The sequence below is a fragment of the Streptomyces sp. NPDC048636 genome (assembly GCF_040650655.1).
Classification (GTDB): Bacteria; Actinomycetota; Actinomycetes; order Streptomycetales; family Streptomycetaceae; genus Streptomyces.
This window is the reverse complement of the sequence record NZ_JBEZHR010000012.1, coordinates 64,560-81,981: the sequence shown is the minus strand read 5'-3', so window position 1 is coordinate 81,981 and position 17,422 is coordinate 64,560. Positions and strand designations below refer to the sequence as shown.

The 17,422-nt window shown below is 68.9% G+C and carries 22 protein-coding genes and 1 tRNA gene; 17 read left to right on the top strand and 6 right to left on the bottom strand.

The genetic code is table 11. The features are described from left to right. Positions 1–40: 40 nt before the first annotated feature. Positions 41–541: an RDD family protein gene (locus tag AB0C66_RS27560; protein WP_362444087.1), complete on the top strand. Its 501-nt coding sequence runs from the start codon at positions 41–43 to the stop codon at positions 539–541. A gap of 11 nt (positions 542–552) precedes the next feature. Here AB0C66_RS27560 and AB0C66_RS27555 read toward each other — a convergent pair whose 3' ends face one another. After that, positions 553–849, bottom strand: coding sequence for a hypothetical protein (locus AB0C66_RS27555; protein WP_362444084.1), 297 nt, complete (start codon positions 847–849; stop codon positions 553–555). 329 nt (positions 850–1,178) lie between these two features. On the opposite strand from AB0C66_RS27555, the gene AB0C66_RS27550 reads away from it, so the two are divergent. Together AB0C66_RS27550 and AB0C66_RS27545 are read left to right on the top strand one after the other, a co-directional pair. Next, on the top strand, positions 1,179–3,566 hold the full coding sequence (locus AB0C66_RS27550) for an immune inhibitor A domain-containing protein (protein WP_362444081.1): 2,388 nt from the start codon (positions 1,179–1,181) through the stop codon (positions 3,564–3,566). A gap of 132 nt (positions 3,567–3,698) precedes the next feature. Then, positions 3,699–4,016 (top strand): hypothetical protein, encoded by a 318-nt coding sequence (locus tag AB0C66_RS27545; RefSeq protein ID WP_362444078.1) that lies wholly within the window; start codon positions 3,699–3,701, stop codon positions 4,014–4,016. Between the two features lie 67 nt (positions 4,017–4,083). Here AB0C66_RS27545 and AB0C66_RS27540 read toward each other — a convergent pair whose 3' ends face one another. Beyond that, entirely contained in the window at positions 4,084–4,668 is a 585-nt protein-coding gene (locus AB0C66_RS27540) for an isochorismatase family protein (RefSeq protein WP_362444075.1), read from the bottom strand. A gap of 133 nt (positions 4,669–4,801) precedes the next feature. Beyond that, positions 4,802–6,136, bottom strand: coding sequence for a nicotinate phosphoribosyltransferase (locus AB0C66_RS27535; RefSeq protein WP_362444072.1), 1,335 nt, complete (start codon positions 6,134–6,136; stop codon positions 4,802–4,804). A gap of 80 nt (positions 6,137–6,216) precedes the next feature. Here AB0C66_RS27535 and clpS point away from each other — a divergent pair, with 80 nt between their 5' ends. From clpS to AB0C66_RS27495, 8 genes are all read left to right on the top strand, one after another. Next, positions 6,217–6,525, top strand: coding sequence for an ATP-dependent Clp protease adapter ClpS (gene clpS / locus AB0C66_RS27530; RefSeq protein ID WP_362444410.1), 309 nt, complete (start codon positions 6,217–6,219; stop codon positions 6,523–6,525). Further along, positions 6,525–7,133 carry a DUF2017 domain-containing protein gene (locus tag AB0C66_RS27525; protein WP_362444069.1) on the top strand — a complete coding sequence of 203 codons (609 nt, stop codon included), beginning with the start codon at positions 6,525–6,527 and terminating at the stop codon, positions 7,131–7,133. The genes clpS and AB0C66_RS27525 overlap by 1 nt, the downstream gene beginning before the upstream one ends. 195 nt (positions 7,134–7,328) lie before the next feature. Continuing rightward, on the top strand, positions 7,329–8,753 hold the full coding sequence (locus AB0C66_RS27520) for an amino acid permease (RefSeq protein WP_362444066.1): 1,425 nt from the start codon (positions 7,329–7,331) through the stop codon (positions 8,751–8,753). A gap of 137 nt (positions 8,754–8,890) precedes the next feature. Beyond that, positions 8,891–9,313 (top strand): M67 family metallopeptidase, encoded by a 423-nt coding sequence (locus tag AB0C66_RS27515; RefSeq protein WP_362444063.1) that lies wholly within the window; start codon positions 8,891–8,893, stop codon positions 9,311–9,313. Positions 9,314–9,432: 119 nt separating this feature from the next. After that, the gene (locus AB0C66_RS27510; protein ID WP_362444060.1) at positions 9,433–9,549 is read left to right on the top strand and encodes a putative leader peptide; all 117 of its coding nucleotides are present in this window, start codon (positions 9,433–9,435) and stop codon (positions 9,547–9,549) included. Between the two features lie 115 nt (positions 9,550–9,664). After that, positions 9,665–9,997, top strand: a complete 333-nt coding sequence (locus tag AB0C66_RS27505; protein ID WP_362444057.1) for a MoaD/ThiS family protein — start codon at positions 9,665–9,667, stop codon at positions 9,995–9,997. Then, positions 9,997–10,947, top strand: a complete 951-nt coding sequence (locus AB0C66_RS27500) for a cysteine synthase (protein ID WP_362444054.1) — start codon at positions 9,997–9,999, stop codon at positions 10,945–10,947. The genes AB0C66_RS27505 and AB0C66_RS27500 overlap by 1 nt, the downstream gene beginning before the upstream one ends. Positions 10,948–11,168: 221 nt before the next feature. Then, complete coding sequence (locus AB0C66_RS27495; protein ID WP_362444051.1) at positions 11,169–11,921, top strand: MBL fold metallo-hydrolase; 753 nt, start codon at positions 11,169–11,171, stop codon at positions 11,919–11,921. 87 nt (positions 11,922–12,008) lie between these two features. Here the strand turns inward: AB0C66_RS27495 and AB0C66_RS27490 are convergent, their stop codons facing one another. After that, positions 12,009–13,250 (bottom strand): PTS transporter subunit EIIC, encoded by a 1,242-nt coding sequence (locus AB0C66_RS27490; protein WP_362444048.1) that lies wholly within the window; start codon positions 13,248–13,250, stop codon positions 12,009–12,011. A gap of 253 nt (positions 13,251–13,503) precedes the next feature. Here AB0C66_RS27490 and AB0C66_RS27485 point away from each other — a divergent pair, with 253 nt between their 5' ends. From AB0C66_RS27485 to rdgB, 4 genes are all read left to right on the top strand, one after another. Further along, entirely contained in the window at positions 13,504–13,791 is a 288-nt protein-coding gene (locus tag AB0C66_RS27485; RefSeq protein ID WP_362444045.1) for a PTS glucose/sucrose transporter subunit IIB, read from the top strand. A gap of 84 nt (positions 13,792–13,875) precedes the next feature. Next, entirely contained in the window at positions 13,876–14,607 is a 732-nt protein-coding gene (gene rph, locus AB0C66_RS27480) for a ribonuclease PH (protein ID WP_362444042.1), read from the top strand. A 178-nt stretch (positions 14,608–14,785) separates the two neighbouring features. Further along, positions 14,786–15,181 (top strand): hypothetical protein, encoded by a 396-nt coding sequence (locus AB0C66_RS27475; RefSeq protein WP_362444039.1) that lies wholly within the window; start codon positions 14,786–14,788, stop codon positions 15,179–15,181. A gap of 22 nt (positions 15,182–15,203) precedes the next feature. Continuing rightward, positions 15,204–15,836, top strand: coding sequence for an RdgB/HAM1 family non-canonical purine NTP pyrophosphatase (rdgB, locus tag AB0C66_RS27470; protein WP_362444036.1), 633 nt, complete (start codon positions 15,204–15,206; stop codon positions 15,834–15,836). Between the two features lie 67 nt (positions 15,837–15,903). Here rdgB and AB0C66_RS27465 read toward each other — a convergent pair. Beyond that, positions 15,904–15,987, bottom strand: a tRNA-Leu gene (locus tag AB0C66_RS27465). A 41-nt stretch (positions 15,988–16,028) separates the two neighbouring features. Continuing rightward, on the bottom strand, positions 16,029–16,496 hold the full coding sequence (gene bcp, locus AB0C66_RS27460) for a thioredoxin-dependent thiol peroxidase (RefSeq protein ID WP_362444033.1): 468 nt from the start codon (positions 16,494–16,496) through the stop codon (positions 16,029–16,031). A gap of 136 nt (positions 16,497–16,632) precedes the next feature. Between bcp and AB0C66_RS27455 the strand changes: the two genes are divergently transcribed. Next, the gene (locus tag AB0C66_RS27455) at positions 16,633–16,953 is read left to right on the top strand and encodes a DUF3618 domain-containing protein (RefSeq protein ID WP_362444030.1); all 321 of its coding nucleotides are present in this window, start codon (positions 16,633–16,635) and stop codon (positions 16,951–16,953) included. A 121-nt stretch (positions 16,954–17,074) separates the two neighbouring features. Next, positions 17,075–17,377, top strand: coding sequence for a co-chaperone GroES (locus tag AB0C66_RS27450; RefSeq protein WP_362444407.1), 303 nt, complete (start codon positions 17,075–17,077; stop codon positions 17,375–17,377). Positions 17,378–17,422 lie beyond the last annotated feature (45 nt).

Below are 17,422 nucleotides of genomic sequence, written 5' to 3'. Positions count from 1 at the left end.
GAGGTACCGGGCGGTCAGGGGCTGCTGATGTAATCGGGGCATGAGCCCCGAGCCGCTGTCGCCGCCGCAGAACCCCCAGCTCGCCGGGATGCCGCCGCTGGCGACACCGGGTCAGCGCCTGGCCGCCCGGCTTCTCGACACCCTTGTCCTCGGCGTCATCTGGACGGTGGCGCTGGTGGCGACCGGGGCGCTCCAGTACGCGGTGGACCACCCGGGCAAGCAGGACATGGGCAGGGTGATCGTGGCGCTGGTGCTCACCATGGCGGTCTATTTCGGCTATGAGGGGCGGATGCTGTCCCGTACCGGCCAGACCCTTGGCAAGAGGGCGCTGCGGATCCGGGTCGCGATGCTCTCCGACGGGGATGTGCCGGGGCGGCAGGGCTGGGCGCGGGCGGCGGTGTACACCCTGCCGGGGATGCTGGTGCCGCTGCTGGTCGGCACGGTGTTCTGGCTGGTCAACTCGGTATCGCCGCTATGGGACAAGCCGTACCGGCGCGCGCTGCACGACAAGGTGGCGCGGACCGTGGTGGTGACGGCGTGAACCGAGCGGGATCAGCCGTGGAACGAGTGCTCGCCGACGCCCGCCGTCTCGGCTGAGGCGCGCGCCGGAGCGCTCGGCCGCGGCCGGTTCGTCCGGACCGTACGAGAGCCCTGGGGCGGGTGGGGCGCACGGGCCGCGCGGGCGAACGGCCCGGTGACGGCGACCAGGAGGCCGAGCAGCAGACCTGCCATCGCGATGACCCCCACCCACAGCGCTGACCTGGCCTCGGACAGCAGCAACAGGGCGAAGGTCGAGACCACGACGGTGGCCGAACCGTAGGCGAGCTGTGCAGGAGTCGGACGCGGCATGGCGAGATCCGTCCTCGAGGCATCGGTATGCGGGGGGTATGCGTCTGGCAGGAGTCAGGCTGATGTGCACCGCCGAATTGACTCTACGGTGCTGAATGCCCGAGGGGAACGCGTGTAAGCGTGACCTCACCCACGGTGCCGTTGCATGAGGGGCGCACGGAATCATCACGCCGTCCAACTGACGAGATGGACGCGCCCGTTGACGTCCGGTAACCGGTATCCGGCGGACCGGTTAACGTACTTGTCCCACCAATCCAAGTCAAGGTCTGTCTTTTCTCCTGCCACTCCGGTCAAATGTCCGCACCGGCGTAAAGGGGAGGAATCAACAAGTGAACAGTCAACGGAGGGCGGCCAGATCGGCTGCCATAGCCACGGTGGTGGCCGCGCTCGGCGCTGCGGCCCTGTCCACCGGCATGGCACAGGCAGACGCACCGTCTACGCGAGTTGAGCGTCAGGACCCGGCGCCCGCGAAGACGGATGTGAAGCACGATCTGGCCGGCCCCTACAGCAAGACGCAGGAAGCGCAGCGCGAGGAGGCCCTGCGTCAGGTCATCTCCGGGGACGCGAAGGCCGCCAAGCGCGGCGGGTCGCAGGTGGTGAAGCTCGGCAAGGGGAAGTACGTCGAGCTGGCCCGGGAGAAGACCGACAAGATCTTCACCATCCTGGTCGAGTTCGGCGACAAGGTCGACAACACCACGATGGTCGACCCGGACGGGGACGGTCCCAAGCCCCCGGTGAAGAAGTACGGCGGCGACCCGGGCCCGGCCCACAACACCATCGCCGAGCCGGACCGCAAGGACGACAACAGCACCGACTGGCAGAAGGACTTCAACCGCAAGCACTTCCAGGACATGTACTTCTCCAAGGACAAGAAGAAGGAGTCCCTGAAGAAGTACTACGAGCGGCAGTCCTCCGGCCGGTACTCGGTCGACGGCGAGGTCTCCGATTGGGTCAAGGTCGACTGGAACGAGGCCCGTTACGGGTCCAACTACTGCGGTCAGACCAACTGCTCCAACGCCTGGGACCTGATCCGCGACGGGGTCAACCAGTGGGCCAAGGACCAGAAGGCGGCCGGTCGCACCGACGCGCAGATCAAGGCGGACCTGGCCAAGTACGACCAGTGGGACCGCTACGACCACGACAACGACGGCAACTTCAACGAGCCCGACGGCTACATCGACCACTTCCAGATCGTGCACGCCGGTGAGGACGAGTCCGCGGGCGGCGGCGCGCAGGCCGAGAACGCGATCTGGGCCCACCGCTGGTACGCGTACGGCACCGACGCCGGTCGCACCGGCCCGGCCGAGAACAAGTCGGGCGGCACCCAGATCGGTGACTCCGGAATCTGGGTCGGCGACTACACGATGCAGCCGGAGAACGGCGGACTCGGCGTCTTCGCCCATGAGTACGGCCATGACCTCGGTCTGCCGGACGAGTACGACACCTCCGGCAAGGGCGAGTCGTCCGTGGCCTTCTGGTCGCTGATGTCCTCCGGTTCCTGGCTGGGCACCGGCAAGGACTCCATCGGTGACCTCCCCGGCGACATGAACGCGTGGGACAAGCTCCAGCTCGGCTGGCTGAACCACGCCACCGCCAAGGCCGGGAAGAAGTCGACCCACACCCTGGGCGTCGCCGAGTACAACACCAAGAACAAGCAGGCGCTGGTCGTCGAACTGCCCGCCAAGCCCGTCACCACCGAGGTGGTCAAGCCCGCCGAGGGCGCCAAGCAGTGGTGGAGCGGGATGGGTGACGATCTGAAGAACACCCTGAGCCGGTCGGTGGACCTCACCGGCAAGTCCAAGGCCAGCCTGGACCTCCAGGGCTGGTGGGACATCGAGGAGAACTACGACTACCTCTACGCCGAGGTCTCCACGGACGGCGGCGCCAACTGGACGCCGGTGGACGGCACCGCGGACGGCAAGGCCATCCCGCGGGACGCCGGTGACAAGCCGGCCCTGACCGGCACCTCCGGCGCGTACAAGAAGCTCTCCTTCCCGCTGGACGCCTACGCCGGCAAGAAGATCGACCTGCGCTTCCGCTACCAGACCGACGGCGGAGTGGCACAGAAGGGCTTCGCGGCCGACGCCATCACGCTGACCGCGGACGGCTCCCCGGTCTTCTCGGACAACGCCGAGGGTGACGACAACGGCTGGACGACCAACGGCTTCTCGCGCATCGGCGGCTCGTTCACCAAGGACTACCCGCAGTACTACCTCGCCGAGAACCGCCAGTACGTGAGCTACGACAAGACCCTCAAGACGGGTCCGTACAACTTCGGCTGGACCTCCACCCGTCCCAACTGGGTCGAGCACTTCCCGTACCAGAACGGTCTGCTGATCTGGAAGTGGGACACCTCGCAGCCGGACAACAATGTGAGCGCCCACCCGGGCACCGGTCAGATCCTGCCGGTCGACGCGCACCCGACCGCCGAGAAGTGGGCGGACGGCACGCTCATGCGCAACCGGTTCCAGGCGTACGACTCGCCCTTCAGCACGTACCGCAGCGACGGCTACACCGTCCACAAGGACGGCAAGGCCGCGAAGGTCAAGAGCAAGGCGGGCATTCCGGTCTTCGATGACGGAAAGAACACGTACTGGGACGAGAGCAACCCCACCGGTGGTGTGAAGATTGCTGACACCAACACCCGGATCAAGATCCTCAAGGAGCGCAAGGACGGCTCCATGATGACCGTACGCGTCGGACCGTCAGCTTCATAAATCAACAAAACTGCGTTTTCGCAGGTCAGAGCGGTAGCGGCCGTCGCCCCCTAGCGGGCGGCGGCCGTTCGCGTTTAGATGCCCCTACGACCTTCTTATTGACACGACGTCTCACGGGGGACATGAACCGCAATGGCCGATGGAGGATTCACCAAGCTGCCCGGCGGCAGTGTGGTGGTCGCGATCACACTGCCGCGCCCGCTGGGCGACGGCGGCGTACGCGTCCTGGTACACGCCGCCAACCGACAGCGCGCCCTGACCAGGCTGCGCAATCTCGGGCTCCGCGCCGTCTATCTGCGCGGTAACGCGGCACCGCCGACACCGGATGAGGTGACGGCGGTCCTGCACCATCCGGACGGACTGGTCTGGCGCACCGCGCCGGACGGCGGAGGGGAGCTCTGGCACCCCATCGCCGCCCTGCTCAGGCCGCCGGCCGCGCATACGCCCTAGCCGTACGGCACACACCAGGGCCCCTCACCGCACCGCGATGAGGGGCCCTGGGCGCGCTCCCACGGGGTCAGACGACCGGGGCGCCGGTCAGCTCCACCCCCGCGGCCCGCATCTCCTCCACGGCGCGCCGGGTCGACTTCTCGGCCACCCCGGCGGTCAGATCCAGCAGCACATGGGTGACCAACCCCTCACGGCGCGCGTCCAGCGCGGTGGCCCGCACACAGTGGTCGGTGGCGATGCCGACCACGTCCACCTCGGTCACCCCGCGCTCGCGCAGCCAGCGCGCCAGCGGGGTGCCGTGTTCGTCGCTGCCCTCGAAGCCGCTGTACGCCGCGGTGTACTCACCCTTGTCGAAGACCGCGTCGATCGCCCCGGAGGCGACCGCGGGCGCGAAGTTCGGGTGGAAGCCGATGCCCTCGGTGCCCGCGACACAGTGCGGTGGCCAGCTGTCCATATAGTCCGGGCGGGCGGAGAAGTGATCACCGGGGTCGATGTGGTGATCGCGGGTGGCGACCACATGGCGGTAACCGGCGGTCGCCGCCCCGATCAGATCGGTGATGGCCGCGGCGACATCGCCCCCGCCCTTCACGGCGAGGCTGCCTCCCTCGCAGAAGTCGTTCTGGATGTCGACCACGATCAGTGCCCGGTGCATGACACATGCCTTCCGACGAGGAACGGACAGGACCGGGAAACGCCTCGGCCCGAAGCGGATGATGTGGTAACGGCTGTCACCGAGGGTAGAGACTCGGCGCCGGATGCGGCAGTGGGCACGCTCCGCGCCTCCTTCAGCTCCGCGGGTATTCGGTGGGGATCACCGGTTCACCGCGCGAGAGCTGGGTCGCCGACAGAGGCAGCCCCGCCCGCGCCACCTTGTGCCGGTCACGCGCCGCGTCCAGCGGTTCGCGCCCCACGATCTCGCCCCCGCGCACCAGCTCCACCAGCAGCTCCCGCCCGGCCAGCTCCGCCGGGACCGCACCGCCGCCGACCACCTCGGCCTCGGCCACCCCGTCCTCGTCCAGCCGCCGCGCCGCCCATTTGCGGCCGCCCACCGAGCCCTTGGCGCCCATGGACTTCTTCGCCACCGGCAGCAGCGGGGCCCCGGGGTCGTCCGAATCCGCCCGCGCGACCAGCTTGTAGACCATCGAGCAGGTGGGGTGGCCGCTGCCGGTGACCAGCTGGGTGCCCACCCCGTACGCGTCCACCGGGGCCGCGGCCAGCGAGGCGATGGCGTACTCGTCGAGATCGCTGGTGACCACGATCCGGGTGCGCTTCGCGCCCAGGTCGTCCAGCTGCTGACGGACCCGGTGGGCGAGCAGCAGCAGATCGCCGGAGTCGATACGCACCGCGCCCAGCTCCGTCCCGGCGACCTCCACCGCGCTGCGCACCGCCTCGGCCACGTCGAAGGTGTCCACCAGCAGGGTGGTGGCGCTGCCGAGCGAGTCGACCTGTGCGGTGAAGGCGTCGTGCTCGGTGTCGTGCAGCAGGGTGAAGGCGTGGGCGCTGGTGCCCACCGTCGGGATGTTGTAGCGGAATCCGGCCGCGAGATCGGAGGTGCTGGCGAAGCCGCCGACATAGGCGGCGCGCGAGGCGGCCACGGCGGCCAGTTCATGGGTGCGGCGCGCGCCCATCTCGATCAGCGGGCGGTCGCCCGCGGCCACCGACATCCGCGACGCGGCGGCGGCCACCGCCGAGTCGTGGTTGAGGATGGAGAGGATGACGGTCTCCAGCAGCACCGCCTCGGCGAAGCTGCCCTCCACCCGCATCACGGGTGAACCGGGGAAGTAGACCTCGCCCTCGGGATAGCCCCAGATGTCGCCGGTGAAGCGGTAGTCGGCGAGCCAGCGGAGCGTCGGTTCGTCCACGATCCGGTGGTGCGCGAGGAAGTCCAGCACCGCGGTGTCGAAGCGGAAGTTCTCGACGGCGTCCAGGACGCGGCCGGTTCCCCCGACAACTCCATAGCGACGGCCCTCGGGCAGCCGCCGGGTGAAGACCTCGAAGACCGCGCGGCGATCGGCGGTGCCGGACCGCAGCGCGGCCTGGAGCATGGTGAGTTCGTACCGGTCGGTGAAGAGTGCGGTCGACGGTACGTCCACCGGCAGTCCCAAGTCCGCAGTGTCCATGGAGCCGATGCTACCTCATTCTCGTCAGAGTGACGAGATAGGGGTGCCGGTTTGCGCGACGGCCCATACCGGGTGGCAGCATTGGGGGTGTGAGCGTCCCCGTGGAGATCGAGCGTCCAGAATCCCGTGAAGCGCCGTCGATGGTGCCGGAGCCCGACGTTCCCTGGGTGACGGTGGTGCACAACGACCCCGTCAACCTCATGAGCTATGTGACATACGTCTTTCAGAGCTACTTCGGCTACTCCAAGGACAAGGCGCACCGTCTGATGATGGATGTTCACCACAAGGGCCGCGCGATCGTCTCGAGCGGCAGCCGCGAGGAGATGGAGCGCGACGTGCAGGCGATGCACGGCTACGGCCTGTGGGCGACCCTCCAGCAGGAGCGCTGATGTCGGGACGATTCGAGCCGCTGCCCGGCGGTGGTGCGGCGCTCGCCCTGGACGAGGTCGAGATCTCCATTCTGCGCAGCCTGGCCGTACAGCTCGCCGAGCTGATCGGCCCCGGTGACCAGCCGGAGGGCACGACCGATCCGCTGGACGCGCTGTTCGCCGAGGGGCCCAGCAAACCGCCCGCCGACCCGGCGCTGGCCCGGCTGTTCCCGGACGCCTATGTGGCGCCGGACGCGGAGCTGGGCGCCGAGGAGGAGAAGGAGGCGCATGCCGCCTCCGCCGAGTTCCGCCGCTTCACCGAGAACGATCTGCGGGCGCGCAAGCGCGATGACGCCCTGGCGATGGTGCGGGACCTGGACGCGCTGTCCTCCGCCGAGGTCAGCCAGGTCCCGGCGGTGCTGGAGCTGGAGCCGGAGCGGTCCCGGCAGTGGCTGGGCGCCCTCAACGACCTGCGGCTGGCCATCGGCACCCGGCTCGAGGTGACCGATGAGGACGACGGCGGCGAACTGCTCGGGCTGCCGGACTCCGACCCCCGCAAGCCCATGGTGATGGCCTACTTCTGGCTCGGGGGCCTCCAGGAGACCCTCATCGAATCGCTCATGCCGTAGTGACGGAGTGTTCGTTTAGAGGATGCTCAAGTCCGGATAACGATCGAGTCACCTCCACCGTTCACTTTGTTACGCCGGTTTACATTTGTCCGGTTCTTCCTGTGGCCTGCCCCACAAACGCCTGAGTGGATCAGTGCTGCGAGCGTGGTAAATCTTCACGATCGCCAGCCGCCACAGAAGGAAAGGCGCAGCAATATGACCTCAGTGGCTCCTGAAGAGGGCTATGAGCGCGGCCTCGGCAGCCGCCAGGTCCAGATGATCGCCATTGGTGGTGCCATCGGTGTCGGCCTGTTCATGGGCGCCGGTGCGAACATCGCCAAGGCAGGACCCAGCATCATCCTGATGTACGCGCTCGCCGGCGTGATCATCTTCTTCATCATGCGAGCGCTCGGCGAGCTGCTCCTCTACCGGCCGGTCTCGGGCTCCTTCGCGGAGTACGCCCGAGAGTTCCTCGGCCCGTTCTTCGGTTATGTCACCGGATGGACGTACTGGCTGATGTGGGTGGTGACCGGGATGGCCGAGCTCACCGCCGCGGCCATCTATATCCACTTCTGGTTCCCCTCGATCCCGCAGTGGGTCAGCGCCCTGGTCTTCCTGGTGGTGCTCTTCGGGGTCAACCTGATCTCGGTCAAGATCTTCGGTGAGGTCGAGTTCTGGTTCTCGATGATCAAGGTCACCGCGATCATCGGCATGATCGTCATCGGTCTCGGCGTGCTCACCCTGGGCTTCTCCGACGCCGGTGACACCGCCGCCGCCTCGAACCTCTGGTCCCACCACGGCGTCTTCCCGAACGGCATCGGCGACAGCCTGATGACCCTCCAGGGCGTCATGTTCGCCTACCTGGCCGTCGAGCTCGTCGGCGTCACCGCCGGTGAGTCCGAGAACCCGGAGAAGACCCTGCCCAAGGCGATCAACACGCTGCCCTGGCGCATCCTGATCTTCTACGTCGGTGCGCTGGTGGTCCTGCTGGCCGTCGTCAAGTGGACCGAGTTCTCCGCGGGTGAGAGCCCCTTCGTGCACGCCTTCTCGAAGATCGGCATCCCCTTCGCGGCGGGCATCGTCAACTTCGTCGTCCTCACGGCGGCGCTGTCCTCCTGTAACTCCGGTATGTACTCCACCGGCCGGATGCTGCGTGACCTCGCCTCCAACCGCGAGGCCCCCGGCGCCTTCGGCAAGCTCAACTCCCGTAAGACCCCGGCCGTGGGCATCACCGTCTCCGTCGCCCTGATGGGCATCGGCGTGGTCCTCAACTACGTCGTCCCGGAGAAGGCGTTCACCTACGTCACCTCGGTCGCCACCGCCGCCGGTATCTGGGCGTGGATGATGATCCTCGTCAGCCACATCAAGTACCGCCGCGCGGTGGTCCAGGGCCGCCTCCCGGCCTCGTCCTTCCCGGCCCCGGGCGGCTCCGCCTTCAGCTGGGTCGCGCTGATCTTCCTGATCATGGTGACCGGGATGATCGCCTACGACAAGGACGCCCGTGTCTCGCTGTACGTCGGTGCGGGCTGGGCGGTCTGCCTGGTGATCGGCTGGATGGTGCTCAAGCGCCGCGGCCGCGTCTCCGCCCTCCCCGGTGCCGAGCAGCGCACCGAGGGTGAGAAGGAGTTCGCCCGTAAGTAACGGCGACGGCGGCGCCCCCGGACGCCGGCCGTGAAACGGGCCCCGGACCGCCGTCCGGGGCCCGTTCCCGTGCTCCCGGGTGAGCCGGGGGCGAAGGCCCCGCGCGCGCCGCCGGACGGCTTTTCTATTCTGTGGCCATGCTGACCATCACCCAGGCCCTCCATGACCAGATCGTCGCGCACGCCCGCGCCGACCACCCCGACGAGGCGTGCGGCGTGATCGCGGGCCCGGCCGGGAGCGGCCGCCCGGAGCGGTTCATCCCCATGCTGAACGCGGCCCGCTCACCCACGTTCTACGAGTTCGACTCGGGCGATCTGCTCAAGCTCTACCGCGAGATGGACGACCGGGACGAGGAGCCCGTCGTCATCTACCACTCGCACACCGCCACCGAGGCGTACCCCTCCCGCACCGATATCTCCTACGCCAACGAGCCCGGCGCCCACTATCTGCTGGTCTCCACCGCCGACGCGGACGGCGCGGGCGAGTTCCAGTTCCGCTCGTTCCGGATCGTGGCCGGTGAGGTCACCGAGGAGCAGGTGGAGATCGTCGAGGCGTACTGAACCCCTCGCCACCCCTCGCCGTCCCTCCGTGCCCCCGATATCCCGCATGCCGGTACCTACCTGTCCGTATCCCGGGACACGCTTCCTGGGGGCCGAACGGGAATCGATACGATGAGTCCATGGTTTTCGATGATGTGAGCGACAAGACGCCGGGCATGCTGCTCGTGGCGCGGCTCCACGTCGACCTGTGCAGGCTCGCCAGCGCGATCTGTCCACACCGCGCCGTGGCCGCCTGACCCCGCGGCACCCGCACCGCCAGCCCCGCCCGGCGCCGTCGTGCGCACCCGTGACGCCCGCCCGGAGCCTTCCGGGACCCGCCTTCCACTCCGCCCTCCGACAGGAGCCCCTGACATGGCCATCGAGGTCCGCATCCCGACCATCCTCCGCACCTACACCGACGGCCAGAAGGCGGTGGAGGGCAGCGGGACCACCGTGGCCGAGCTCTTCGCCGACCTCGAGTCCCGGCACAGCGGAATCCAGGAGCGCCTGGTCGACGGCGGCGAGCTGCGCCGCTTCGTCAACGTCTACCTGAACGACGAGGACGTCCGCTTCCTGGACGGCATCTCCACCAAGCTCTCGGACGGCGACAGCGTGACGATCCTCCCGGCCGTCGCGGGCGGGGCTTCCGGGGCGAAGCCCCGTCCTGCCGGGGTGGCGGCCGGGCGACGGCTGGGCATGCGCTGATGCGGTACGACAGCCCCTTGGCCGCGGTCGGCAATACGCCGCTCGTCCGCCTGCCGCGGCTCTCGCCCTCCTCCGAGGTACGGATCTGGGCGAAGCTGGAGGACCGCAACCCGACCGGCTCGATCAAGGACCGCCCCGCGCTCCATATGATCGAACAGGCCGAGAAGGACGGCCGGTTGACGCCGGGCCGCACCATCCTGGAGCCCACCTCCGGCAACACCGGTATCTCGCTCGCCATGGCGGCCAAGCTCAAGGGCTACCGCATCGTGTGCGTGATGCCGGAGAACACCAGCGAGGAGCGCCGCCAGCTGCTCGCCATGTGGGGCGCGGAGATCATCTCCTCGCCCGCCGCGGGCGGCTCCAACACGGCCGTCCGGGTGGCCAAGGAGCTGTCCGCCGAGCATCCCGACTGGGTGATGCTCTACCAGTACGGGAACCCGGACAACGCGGGGGCCCACTACGCCACCACCGGCCCGGAGATCCTGGCCGACCTGCCCTCGGTCACCCACTTCGTGGCCGGGCTCGGCACCACCGGCACCCTGATGGGCGTCGGCCGCTTCCTGCGCGAGCACAAGCCGGACGTCCAGATCGTGGCCGCCGAACCGCGCTACGACGATGTGGTCTACGGCCTGCGCAATCTGGACGAGGGGTTCGTCCCCGAGCTGTACGACGAGTCCGTGCTCACCACCCGCTTCTCCGTCGGCTCCGAGGACGCGGTCACCCGCACCCGTGAACTCCTCGCCCAGGAAGGCATCTTCGCGGGTGTGTCCACCGGCGCCGCGCTGCACGCCGCGCTCGGTGTGGCCCGTAAGGCGGAGCGGGCGGGCGAGAGCGCCGATGTGGTCTTCGTGGTCGCCGACGGCGGCTGGAAGTACCTGTCCACCGGTGTCTACACGGCGGCCACCACCGAGGAGGCGATCGAGACGCTGCACGGCCAGCTCTGGGCGTAGCGGTCCGCGGACGGCCGCCGGGAGGCCGCGGGAGGGCCATGGGGAGGCCGAGGGGGCGGCGAGGCCGGGCTCCCCCGGCTCCGTCCTGGTGATTCCGCCCACAACGCGGGCCCATGGAGGAGCTACCAGGGCTTTAGCGCCTTACGCTCGGGGGCACCGCATGACCCCCGCACCCGCCCATGGCCCTCGGCATGGGGACCCCCCAAGGAGGTTCCTGCTCCATGAAGCTCACCGTCGTCGGATGCTCAGGGTCGTTCCCGTCCGCGGAATCGGCCTGTTCGAGCTACCTCGTAGAGGCCGACGGCTTCCGGCTGCTCCTCGACCTGGGCAATGGCGCCCTCGGCGAGCTTCAGCGCCACTGCGGTCTCTACGACCTCGACGCCGTGCTCCTCTCCCATCTGCACCCCGATCACTGCATCGATATGTGCGGATACTTCGTGGCGCGCTACTACCGCCATGACGGCGGCCGCGCCGAGGCGATCCCCGTGTACGGGCCGGAGGACACCGAGCGGCGGCTGGTACAGGCCTACGACGACGTCCCCGACGAGAAGGCCATGCGGGAGGTCTTCGACTTCCGCACCCTGACCCCGGGCACCTTCGAGGTCGGCCCGTTCACGGTGCGCACCGAGCGGGTCTGCCACCCCGTGGAGGCGTTCGGCTTCCGGATCGAGCACGGCGGGCGCTCCCTGGTCTACTCGGGCGACACCGGCCCCTGTGCGGCCCTGGTGGAGCTCGCCCGGGACGCGGATCTCTTCCTGTGCGAGGCGGCCTTCACCCACGGCAAGGAGGACATCCCCGAGCTGCACCTCAACGGGCGGCAGGCGGGCGAGCACGCCCGGCGGGCGGGAGTCTCCTCCCTGGTGCTGACCCATATCCCGCCGTGGACGGATCCGCAGATCAACCAGCGGGACGCGCAGGCGGTCTTCGGGGGCCCGGTGGAGCTGGCGAAGGCGGGCGCGGTCTACGAGGTCTAGGCCCCGGCGGACACGTGAACAACGGCGATGCGCCGGACCGGATCTCTCCGGTCCGGCGCATCGCCGTTGTGGTGCGAGGAGGAGGGCTCAGCCCTTCTTGGCGCTCACGGTGGTCGCCGCGGCGTCGTCCACCGTGTCGTCCGGTTCCCGGCCCGGGGTCGGGATATTGAACTTGGTGATCACGAAGCGGAACACCACGTAGTAGACGACGGCGAAGGCCAGTCCGATCGGGATGATCATCCAGGCCCGCTCGCTGTGCGACCACCCCAGCAGATAGTCGAAGAGCCCGCCGGAGAAGGTGAAACCGCTGCGTATGCCCAGCGCCCAGGTCAGCGCCATGGAGACACCGGTCAGCACCGCGTGGATGCCGTAGAGCACCGGCGCGATGAACATGAACGAGAACTCGATCGGCTCGGTGACGCCGGTCACAAAGGCGGTCAGCGAGACCGAGAGCATCATGCCCATCACGGCCTTGCGGCGCTCGGGGCGGGCGCAGTGCGCGATGGCCAGACCGGCGGCGGGCAGGGCGAACATCATGATCGGGAAGAAGCCGGTCATGAACATTCCGGCCGACGGGTCGTCGTGGAAGTAGCGCGCGATATCACCGTGGTAGGTCTGGCCGCCCGCGGAGAAGTCACCGAACTGGAACCAGGCGAACGAGTTCAGCAGCATGTGCATGCCGACGGGTATCAGCAGCCGGTTGACCACGCCGAAGATCCCGGAGCCCGCGGCGCCGTTGTCCGAGAGCCACTCGGAGAAGTTGTTCAGGCCGTCGCCGAGCGGGGCCCAGAGGTAGCCGAAGGCCACACCGTAGAGCAGACCCGCGAAGGACATCAGGATGGGGATGAAGCGGCGGCCGCTGAAGAAGCCCAGCCAGTCCGGGAGCCGGGTGCGGTGGTACTTCTCCCACAGCACCGCGGCGGTGATGCCGACCACGATGCCGCCGAGCACGCCCGGGTCCTGCGGCTTGCCGGTGACATCGCTGACAAAGCCGGTCAGCACGTTCTTGTAGACGAGGAAGCCGACGAGACCGGCGAAGGCAGTGGTGCCGTCGGACTTCTTCGCGAAGCCGATGGCCACACCGATACAGAAGAGCAGGGCCAGGTTGTCGAAGAGCGCGCCGCCCGCGTGGGCGAAGATCTCCGCCAGCTTGTTCCAGCCGAGACCGTCCTTGCCGAACACGTCGTCCTGGCCGAGTCGGCTCAGGATGCCCGCGGCGGGCAGCGCGGCGACGGGCAGCTGGAGGCTGCGCCCGATCTTCTGCATGCCCTTGATCAGACCGGCACCCCGCTTCTGGGCGGGCGCAGCCGAGGCGGTGGCCGTACTCATCGGATTCCTCCTGGTGAGGCGGGCTCTCGGAAAGGGGGGGCGGCCCGCAGTATGGTCTACACCACAAGTGGTGTAGACCTGTTGTAGCACGTGAGGATCCGATAAAGGAATCCATCGTTGTCTGTGGTCTGAACCACCGATGTCCAGGGGTGCCAGGGTGCCATCCAGGAGGTCAACCCGCATAATGGTGTAGACCACTTGGGAGGGCGGACCGACATGGCCCTGCGAAGGTGGGCCGGCGTGGTTAACGTAGATGGACCGCTCGCCGGTATCCCGGATCCGAAGGGCCGACACAACAGGAGTGGACATGGCCAGCAAGGCTGAGAAGATCGTCGCCGGGCTCGGCGGACTCGACAACATCATCGAGGTCGAGGGCTGCATCACGCGGCTGCGCACCGAGGTCAAGGACCCCTCCCTCGTGGACGAGGCCGTCCTGAAGGCGGCGGGCGCGCATGGCGTGGTCAAGATGGGCAGTGCGATCCAGGTCGTCATCGGCACCGACGCCGACCCCGTCGCCGCCGATATCGAGGACATGATGTGACCACCCGGTGAGCCCCGGCTCCACCGTGTGAGGGCCCCCGTCCGGCCGGACCGGGGCCCCTCGCGTTCCCGATAGGCTCATCCCATGTCTCGTATCGACGGCCGCACCCCTGATCAGCTCCGCCCGGTCACCATCGAACGCGGATGGAGCAAGCACGCCGAGGGCTCCGTCCTCGTCTCCTTCGGCGACACCCGGGTGCTGTGCACCGCGAGCGTCACCGAGGGCGTACCGCGCTGGCGCAAGGGCAGCGGCGAGGGCTGGGTCACCGCCGAGTACGCGATGCTGCCGCGCGCCACCAACACCCGCGGCGACCGCGAATCGGTCCGCGGCAAGATCGGCGGCCGTACCCACGAGATCTCCCGCCTCATCGGCCGCTCGCTGCGCGCGGTCATCGACTACAAGGCGCTCGGCGAGAACACCGTCGTGCTGGACTGCGACGTCCTCCAGGCCGACGGCGGCACCCGCACCGCCGCCATCACCGGCGCCTATGTGGCCCTCGCCGACGCGGTGGAGTGGGCCCGCGGCAAGAAGCTGATCAAGGCATCCCGGCAGCCGCTCACCGGCACCGTCGCCGCCGTGAGCGTCGGCATCATCGACGGCGGCCCGATGCTCGACCTCTGCTACGAGGAGGACGTGCGCGCCGAGACCGACATGAACGTGGTCTGCACCGGCGACGGCCGCTTCGTCGAGGTGCAGGGCACCGCCGAGGGCGAGCCCTTCGCCCGCGACGAGCTCAACGCCCTGCTGGACCTCGCCGTCGCGGGCTGCGGCTCGCTGGCCGGAATGCAGCGCGCGGCGCTCTCCGACGAGGGCTGAACGCTCCCGCGGCCGGGACTCCCGCGGAGCGGGACTAGGGAAACGCGGGAGATTGAGTAATCGACCGGGCAACTCCCCTCCGGCCGACGGCGTGTAGTCAGGTAGCACACTGACCGATCCACGGTCCCGGGGCCCGCGTCCACGCGCCCCGGGACCGCTTCACGGGAGGAACCGTTCCATGGCCGCGCGCCGTCCCCATCGCCGTACCACCACCACCCTCGCTCTCGCCGCCGTCGCTCTCACCGTCCCCCTGGCAGTGGGATGCAGCGCCGTGGAGAAGGCATTCGACTGCGCACAGCTCGCGGTCGACATATCCCACGATGTCGACAAGCTCCAGAAGGCCGTGAGCGGTGTGGCGGCCGACCCCACCGAGGCCGGACAGGCGGTCGACAGCCTCGACAAGGACATCGACAAGCTGGACGACCGCACCGACAACGCGGACGTCAAGAAGGCCGTCAACCACCTCCAGACGGCCGTGCACAACGTCAAGAAGGACCTCGACAAGGGCAGCACCCCCGATATGACCGCGGTCAAGGAAGCCACGAACGAGCTGACCAAGGAATGCAGCCCCTGACCGCCCTTGATAATCGAGAGCTATGGAACGTTCAGAGGGACATCCCCCGCACACCCGCCGCCTGATCCTCGCGACCCGCAACGCCTACAAGATCACCGAACTGCGCTCGATCCTCGGCGAGTCCGGGCTCGACGTCGAACTCGTGGGCGCCGACGCCTATCCGGAGGTCCCCGACGTCAAGGAGACCGGGGTGACCTTCGCGGAGAACGCCCTCCTCAAGGCCCACGCCCTGGCCGACGCCACCGGGCACCCCGCCATCGCCGACGACTCCGGCCTGTGCGTGGATGTCCTCGGTGGCGCCCCGGGCATCTTCTCCGCCCGCTGGTCCGGCCGCCACGGCGACGACCGCGCCAACCTGGAGCTCCTGCTCGCGCAGATCTCCGACGTCCCTGATGAACACCGCGGCGCCCACTTCGCCTGCGCCGCCGCCCTCGCCCTCCCGGACGGCACCGAACACGTCGTCTCCGGCCGCCTCACCGGAACACTCCGTCACCAGCCCACCGGCGGCGGGGGTTTCGGCTACGACCCCATCCTCCAGCCGGACGGCGAGACCCGCACCTGCGCGGAGCTGACCCCCGAGGAGAAGAACGCCATCAGCCACCGAGGGAGGGCCTTCCGCGCCATCGCCCCGGTGGTACGTGAACTCCTGGGCTGAGCCCGCCCGTCGGAACGCCGCAGGCCCGGCCCGCTCATCGGCGGGCCGGGCCTGCGTCTTCCGTTCGTGCGGCCGGAGGGACTCGAACCCTCACGGGAGTTACCCCACTGGGACCTAAACCCAGCATGACTGCCAATTCCATCACGGCCGCCCGGCACGGTCATGGTACTGCCTGGTGAACGCCGGGCGAGGTCAGAGCCCCAGGTCCTTGATGATCTTGGCTACGTGGCCGGTGGCCTTGACGTTGTAGAGGGCGCGTTCGACCTTGCCGTGTTCGTCGACGATCACGGTGGAGCGGATGACGCCGGTGACGACCTTGCCGTAGAGCTTCTTCTCGCCGTAGGCGCCATAGGCCTCGAGGGTCTGCTTGGAGGGGTCACCGACGAGGGTGACCTTGAGGTTCTCCTTCTCCCGGAACGTGGCCAGCTTCGCCGGTTCGTCGGGGGAGACGCCGATGACGTCGTAGCCGTGGCCGGAGAGGAAGGCGAGGTTGTCGGTGAAGTCGCAGGCCTGCTTGGTGCAGCCCGGGGTGAGGGCGGCGGGGTAGAAGTAGACGATGACCTTGCGGCCGGCGTGGTCGGCGAGCGAGACCTCCTTGCCGTCCGCGTCGGGGAGGGTGAAGGCGGGGGCGGTGTCGCCGGGCTGAAGTCGCTCGCTCATGGTTCGGGTGCTCCTCGTGGCGTCGGGTACATACCGACATTAGCCAGCTTTGCGACCGGGGGTGCCATGGGGCGGGGACGAGGGCGAGCTGACAGACTGTCCATCACGAATCATCGAGACTGACGGAGGCAGCGCGGTGTCGGATGCCAGGACCCCTGCGCAGATCGAGGCGGACATCGCCCGCAGGCGGCAGGAGCTCGCCGTGACGCTCGACGAGATCGGGGTGCGGCTGCACCCGAAGACGATCGTCGGGGACGCGAAGGCGAAGGCGGCGTCGGCCGTGGACCGGACCGCCGGGCGGGCGTACGTCTCCGCCAACCGGATGGTCACGAATGTGCGCGGCCAGCTGGTGGGCGAGGACGGGGCGCCCCGGATGGAGCGGATCGTGCCGGTCGCGCTGGTCGTGGTGGGGCTGGTCGGCCTGCTGACCATGTCCTCGCGCCGCCGCCGCGGCTGACGGTCCCCGTGCGGGCCGTGACGGTGCGGGCTGTGACCGCCCTGGGGCCTCGGCGCGCGCCGAGGCCAGGTACGGTCATGTCGTGAGTACGAACACGTCCCATGACAAGCTGCCCATCCGGATGCTCCACGACCGCGTGCTGGTCCGTACCGACATCCCGGAGGGCGAGCGCCGGTCCACCGGCGGCATCGTCATCCCCGCGACCGCGGCGGTCGGCAAGCGGCTGGCCTGGGCCGAGGTGGTCGCGGTCGGGCAGAGCGTACGGACCGTGGAGCCGGGCGACCGGGTGCTCTACGACCCGGAGGACCGGGCCGAGGTCGAGGTGCGCGGCGTGGCCTATGTGCTGATGCGGGAGCGCGATCTGCACGCGGTGGCCGCCGAGCGGCTGGAGGGCGCCGAGGACTCCACGGGGCTCTATCTGTAGCCGCGTCCGCAGCCGCTGGCGATCGGCGGCAACAACGCGCGACGG

Excerpts from the sequence above, each read along its gene's own strand:
- AB0C66_RS27560 (WP_362444087.1), top strand. The coding sequence starts at position 41 with ATGAGCCCCGAGCCGCTGTCGCCGCCGCAGAACCCCCAGCTCGCCGGG.
- AB0C66_RS27555 (WP_362444084.1), bottom strand. The coding sequence starts at position 849 with ATGCCGCGTCCGACTCCTGCACAGCTCGCCTACGGTTCGGCCACCGTC.
- AB0C66_RS27545 (WP_362444078.1), top strand. The coding sequence starts at position 3,699 with ATGGCCGATGGAGGATTCACCAAGCTGCCCGGCGGCAGTGTGGTGGTC.
- AB0C66_RS27540 (WP_362444075.1), bottom strand. The coding sequence starts at position 4,668 with ATGCACCGGGCACTGATCGTGGTCGACATCCAGAACGACTTCTGCGAG.
- AB0C66_RS27535 (WP_362444072.1), bottom strand. The coding sequence starts at position 6,136 with ATGGACACTGCGGACTTGGGACTGCCGGTGGACGTACCGTCGACCGCA.
- AB0C66_RS27525 (WP_362444069.1), top strand. The coding sequence starts at position 6,525 with ATGTCGGGACGATTCGAGCCGCTGCCCGGCGGTGGTGCGGCGCTCGCC.
- AB0C66_RS27520 (WP_362444066.1), top strand. The coding sequence starts at position 7,329 with ATGACCTCAGTGGCTCCTGAAGAGGGCTATGAGCGCGGCCTCGGCAGC.
- AB0C66_RS27515 (WP_362444063.1), top strand. The coding sequence starts at position 8,891 with ATGCTGACCATCACCCAGGCCCTCCATGACCAGATCGTCGCGCACGCC.
- AB0C66_RS27510 (WP_362444060.1), top strand. The coding sequence starts at position 9,433 with ATGGTTTTCGATGATGTGAGCGACAAGACGCCGGGCATGCTGCTCGTG.
- AB0C66_RS27505 (WP_362444057.1), top strand. The coding sequence starts at position 9,665 with ATGGCCATCGAGGTCCGCATCCCGACCATCCTCCGCACCTACACCGAC.
- AB0C66_RS27500 (WP_362444054.1), top strand. The coding sequence starts at position 9,997 with ATGCGGTACGACAGCCCCTTGGCCGCGGTCGGCAATACGCCGCTCGTC.
- AB0C66_RS27495 (WP_362444051.1), top strand. The coding sequence starts at position 11,169 with ATGAAGCTCACCGTCGTCGGATGCTCAGGGTCGTTCCCGTCCGCGGAA.
- AB0C66_RS27490 (WP_362444048.1), bottom strand. The coding sequence starts at position 13,250 with ATGAGTACGGCCACCGCCTCGGCTGCGCCCGCCCAGAAGCGGGGTGCC.
- AB0C66_RS27485 (WP_362444045.1), top strand. The coding sequence starts at position 13,504 with ATGGACCGCTCGCCGGTATCCCGGATCCGAAGGGCCGACACAACAGGA.
- rph (WP_362444042.1), top strand. The coding sequence starts at position 13,876 with ATGTCTCGTATCGACGGCCGCACCCCTGATCAGCTCCGCCCGGTCACC.
- AB0C66_RS27475 (WP_362444039.1), top strand. The coding sequence starts at position 14,786 with ATGGCCGCGCGCCGTCCCCATCGCCGTACCACCACCACCCTCGCTCTC.
- rdgB (WP_362444036.1), top strand. The coding sequence starts at position 15,204 with ATGGAACGTTCAGAGGGACATCCCCCGCACACCCGCCGCCTGATCCTC.
- bcp (WP_362444033.1), bottom strand. The coding sequence starts at position 16,496 with ATGAGCGAGCGACTTCAGCCCGGCGACACCGCCCCCGCCTTCACCCTC.
- AB0C66_RS27450 (WP_362444407.1), top strand. The coding sequence starts at position 17,075 with ATGCTCCACGACCGCGTGCTGGTCCGTACCGACATCCCGGAGGGCGAG.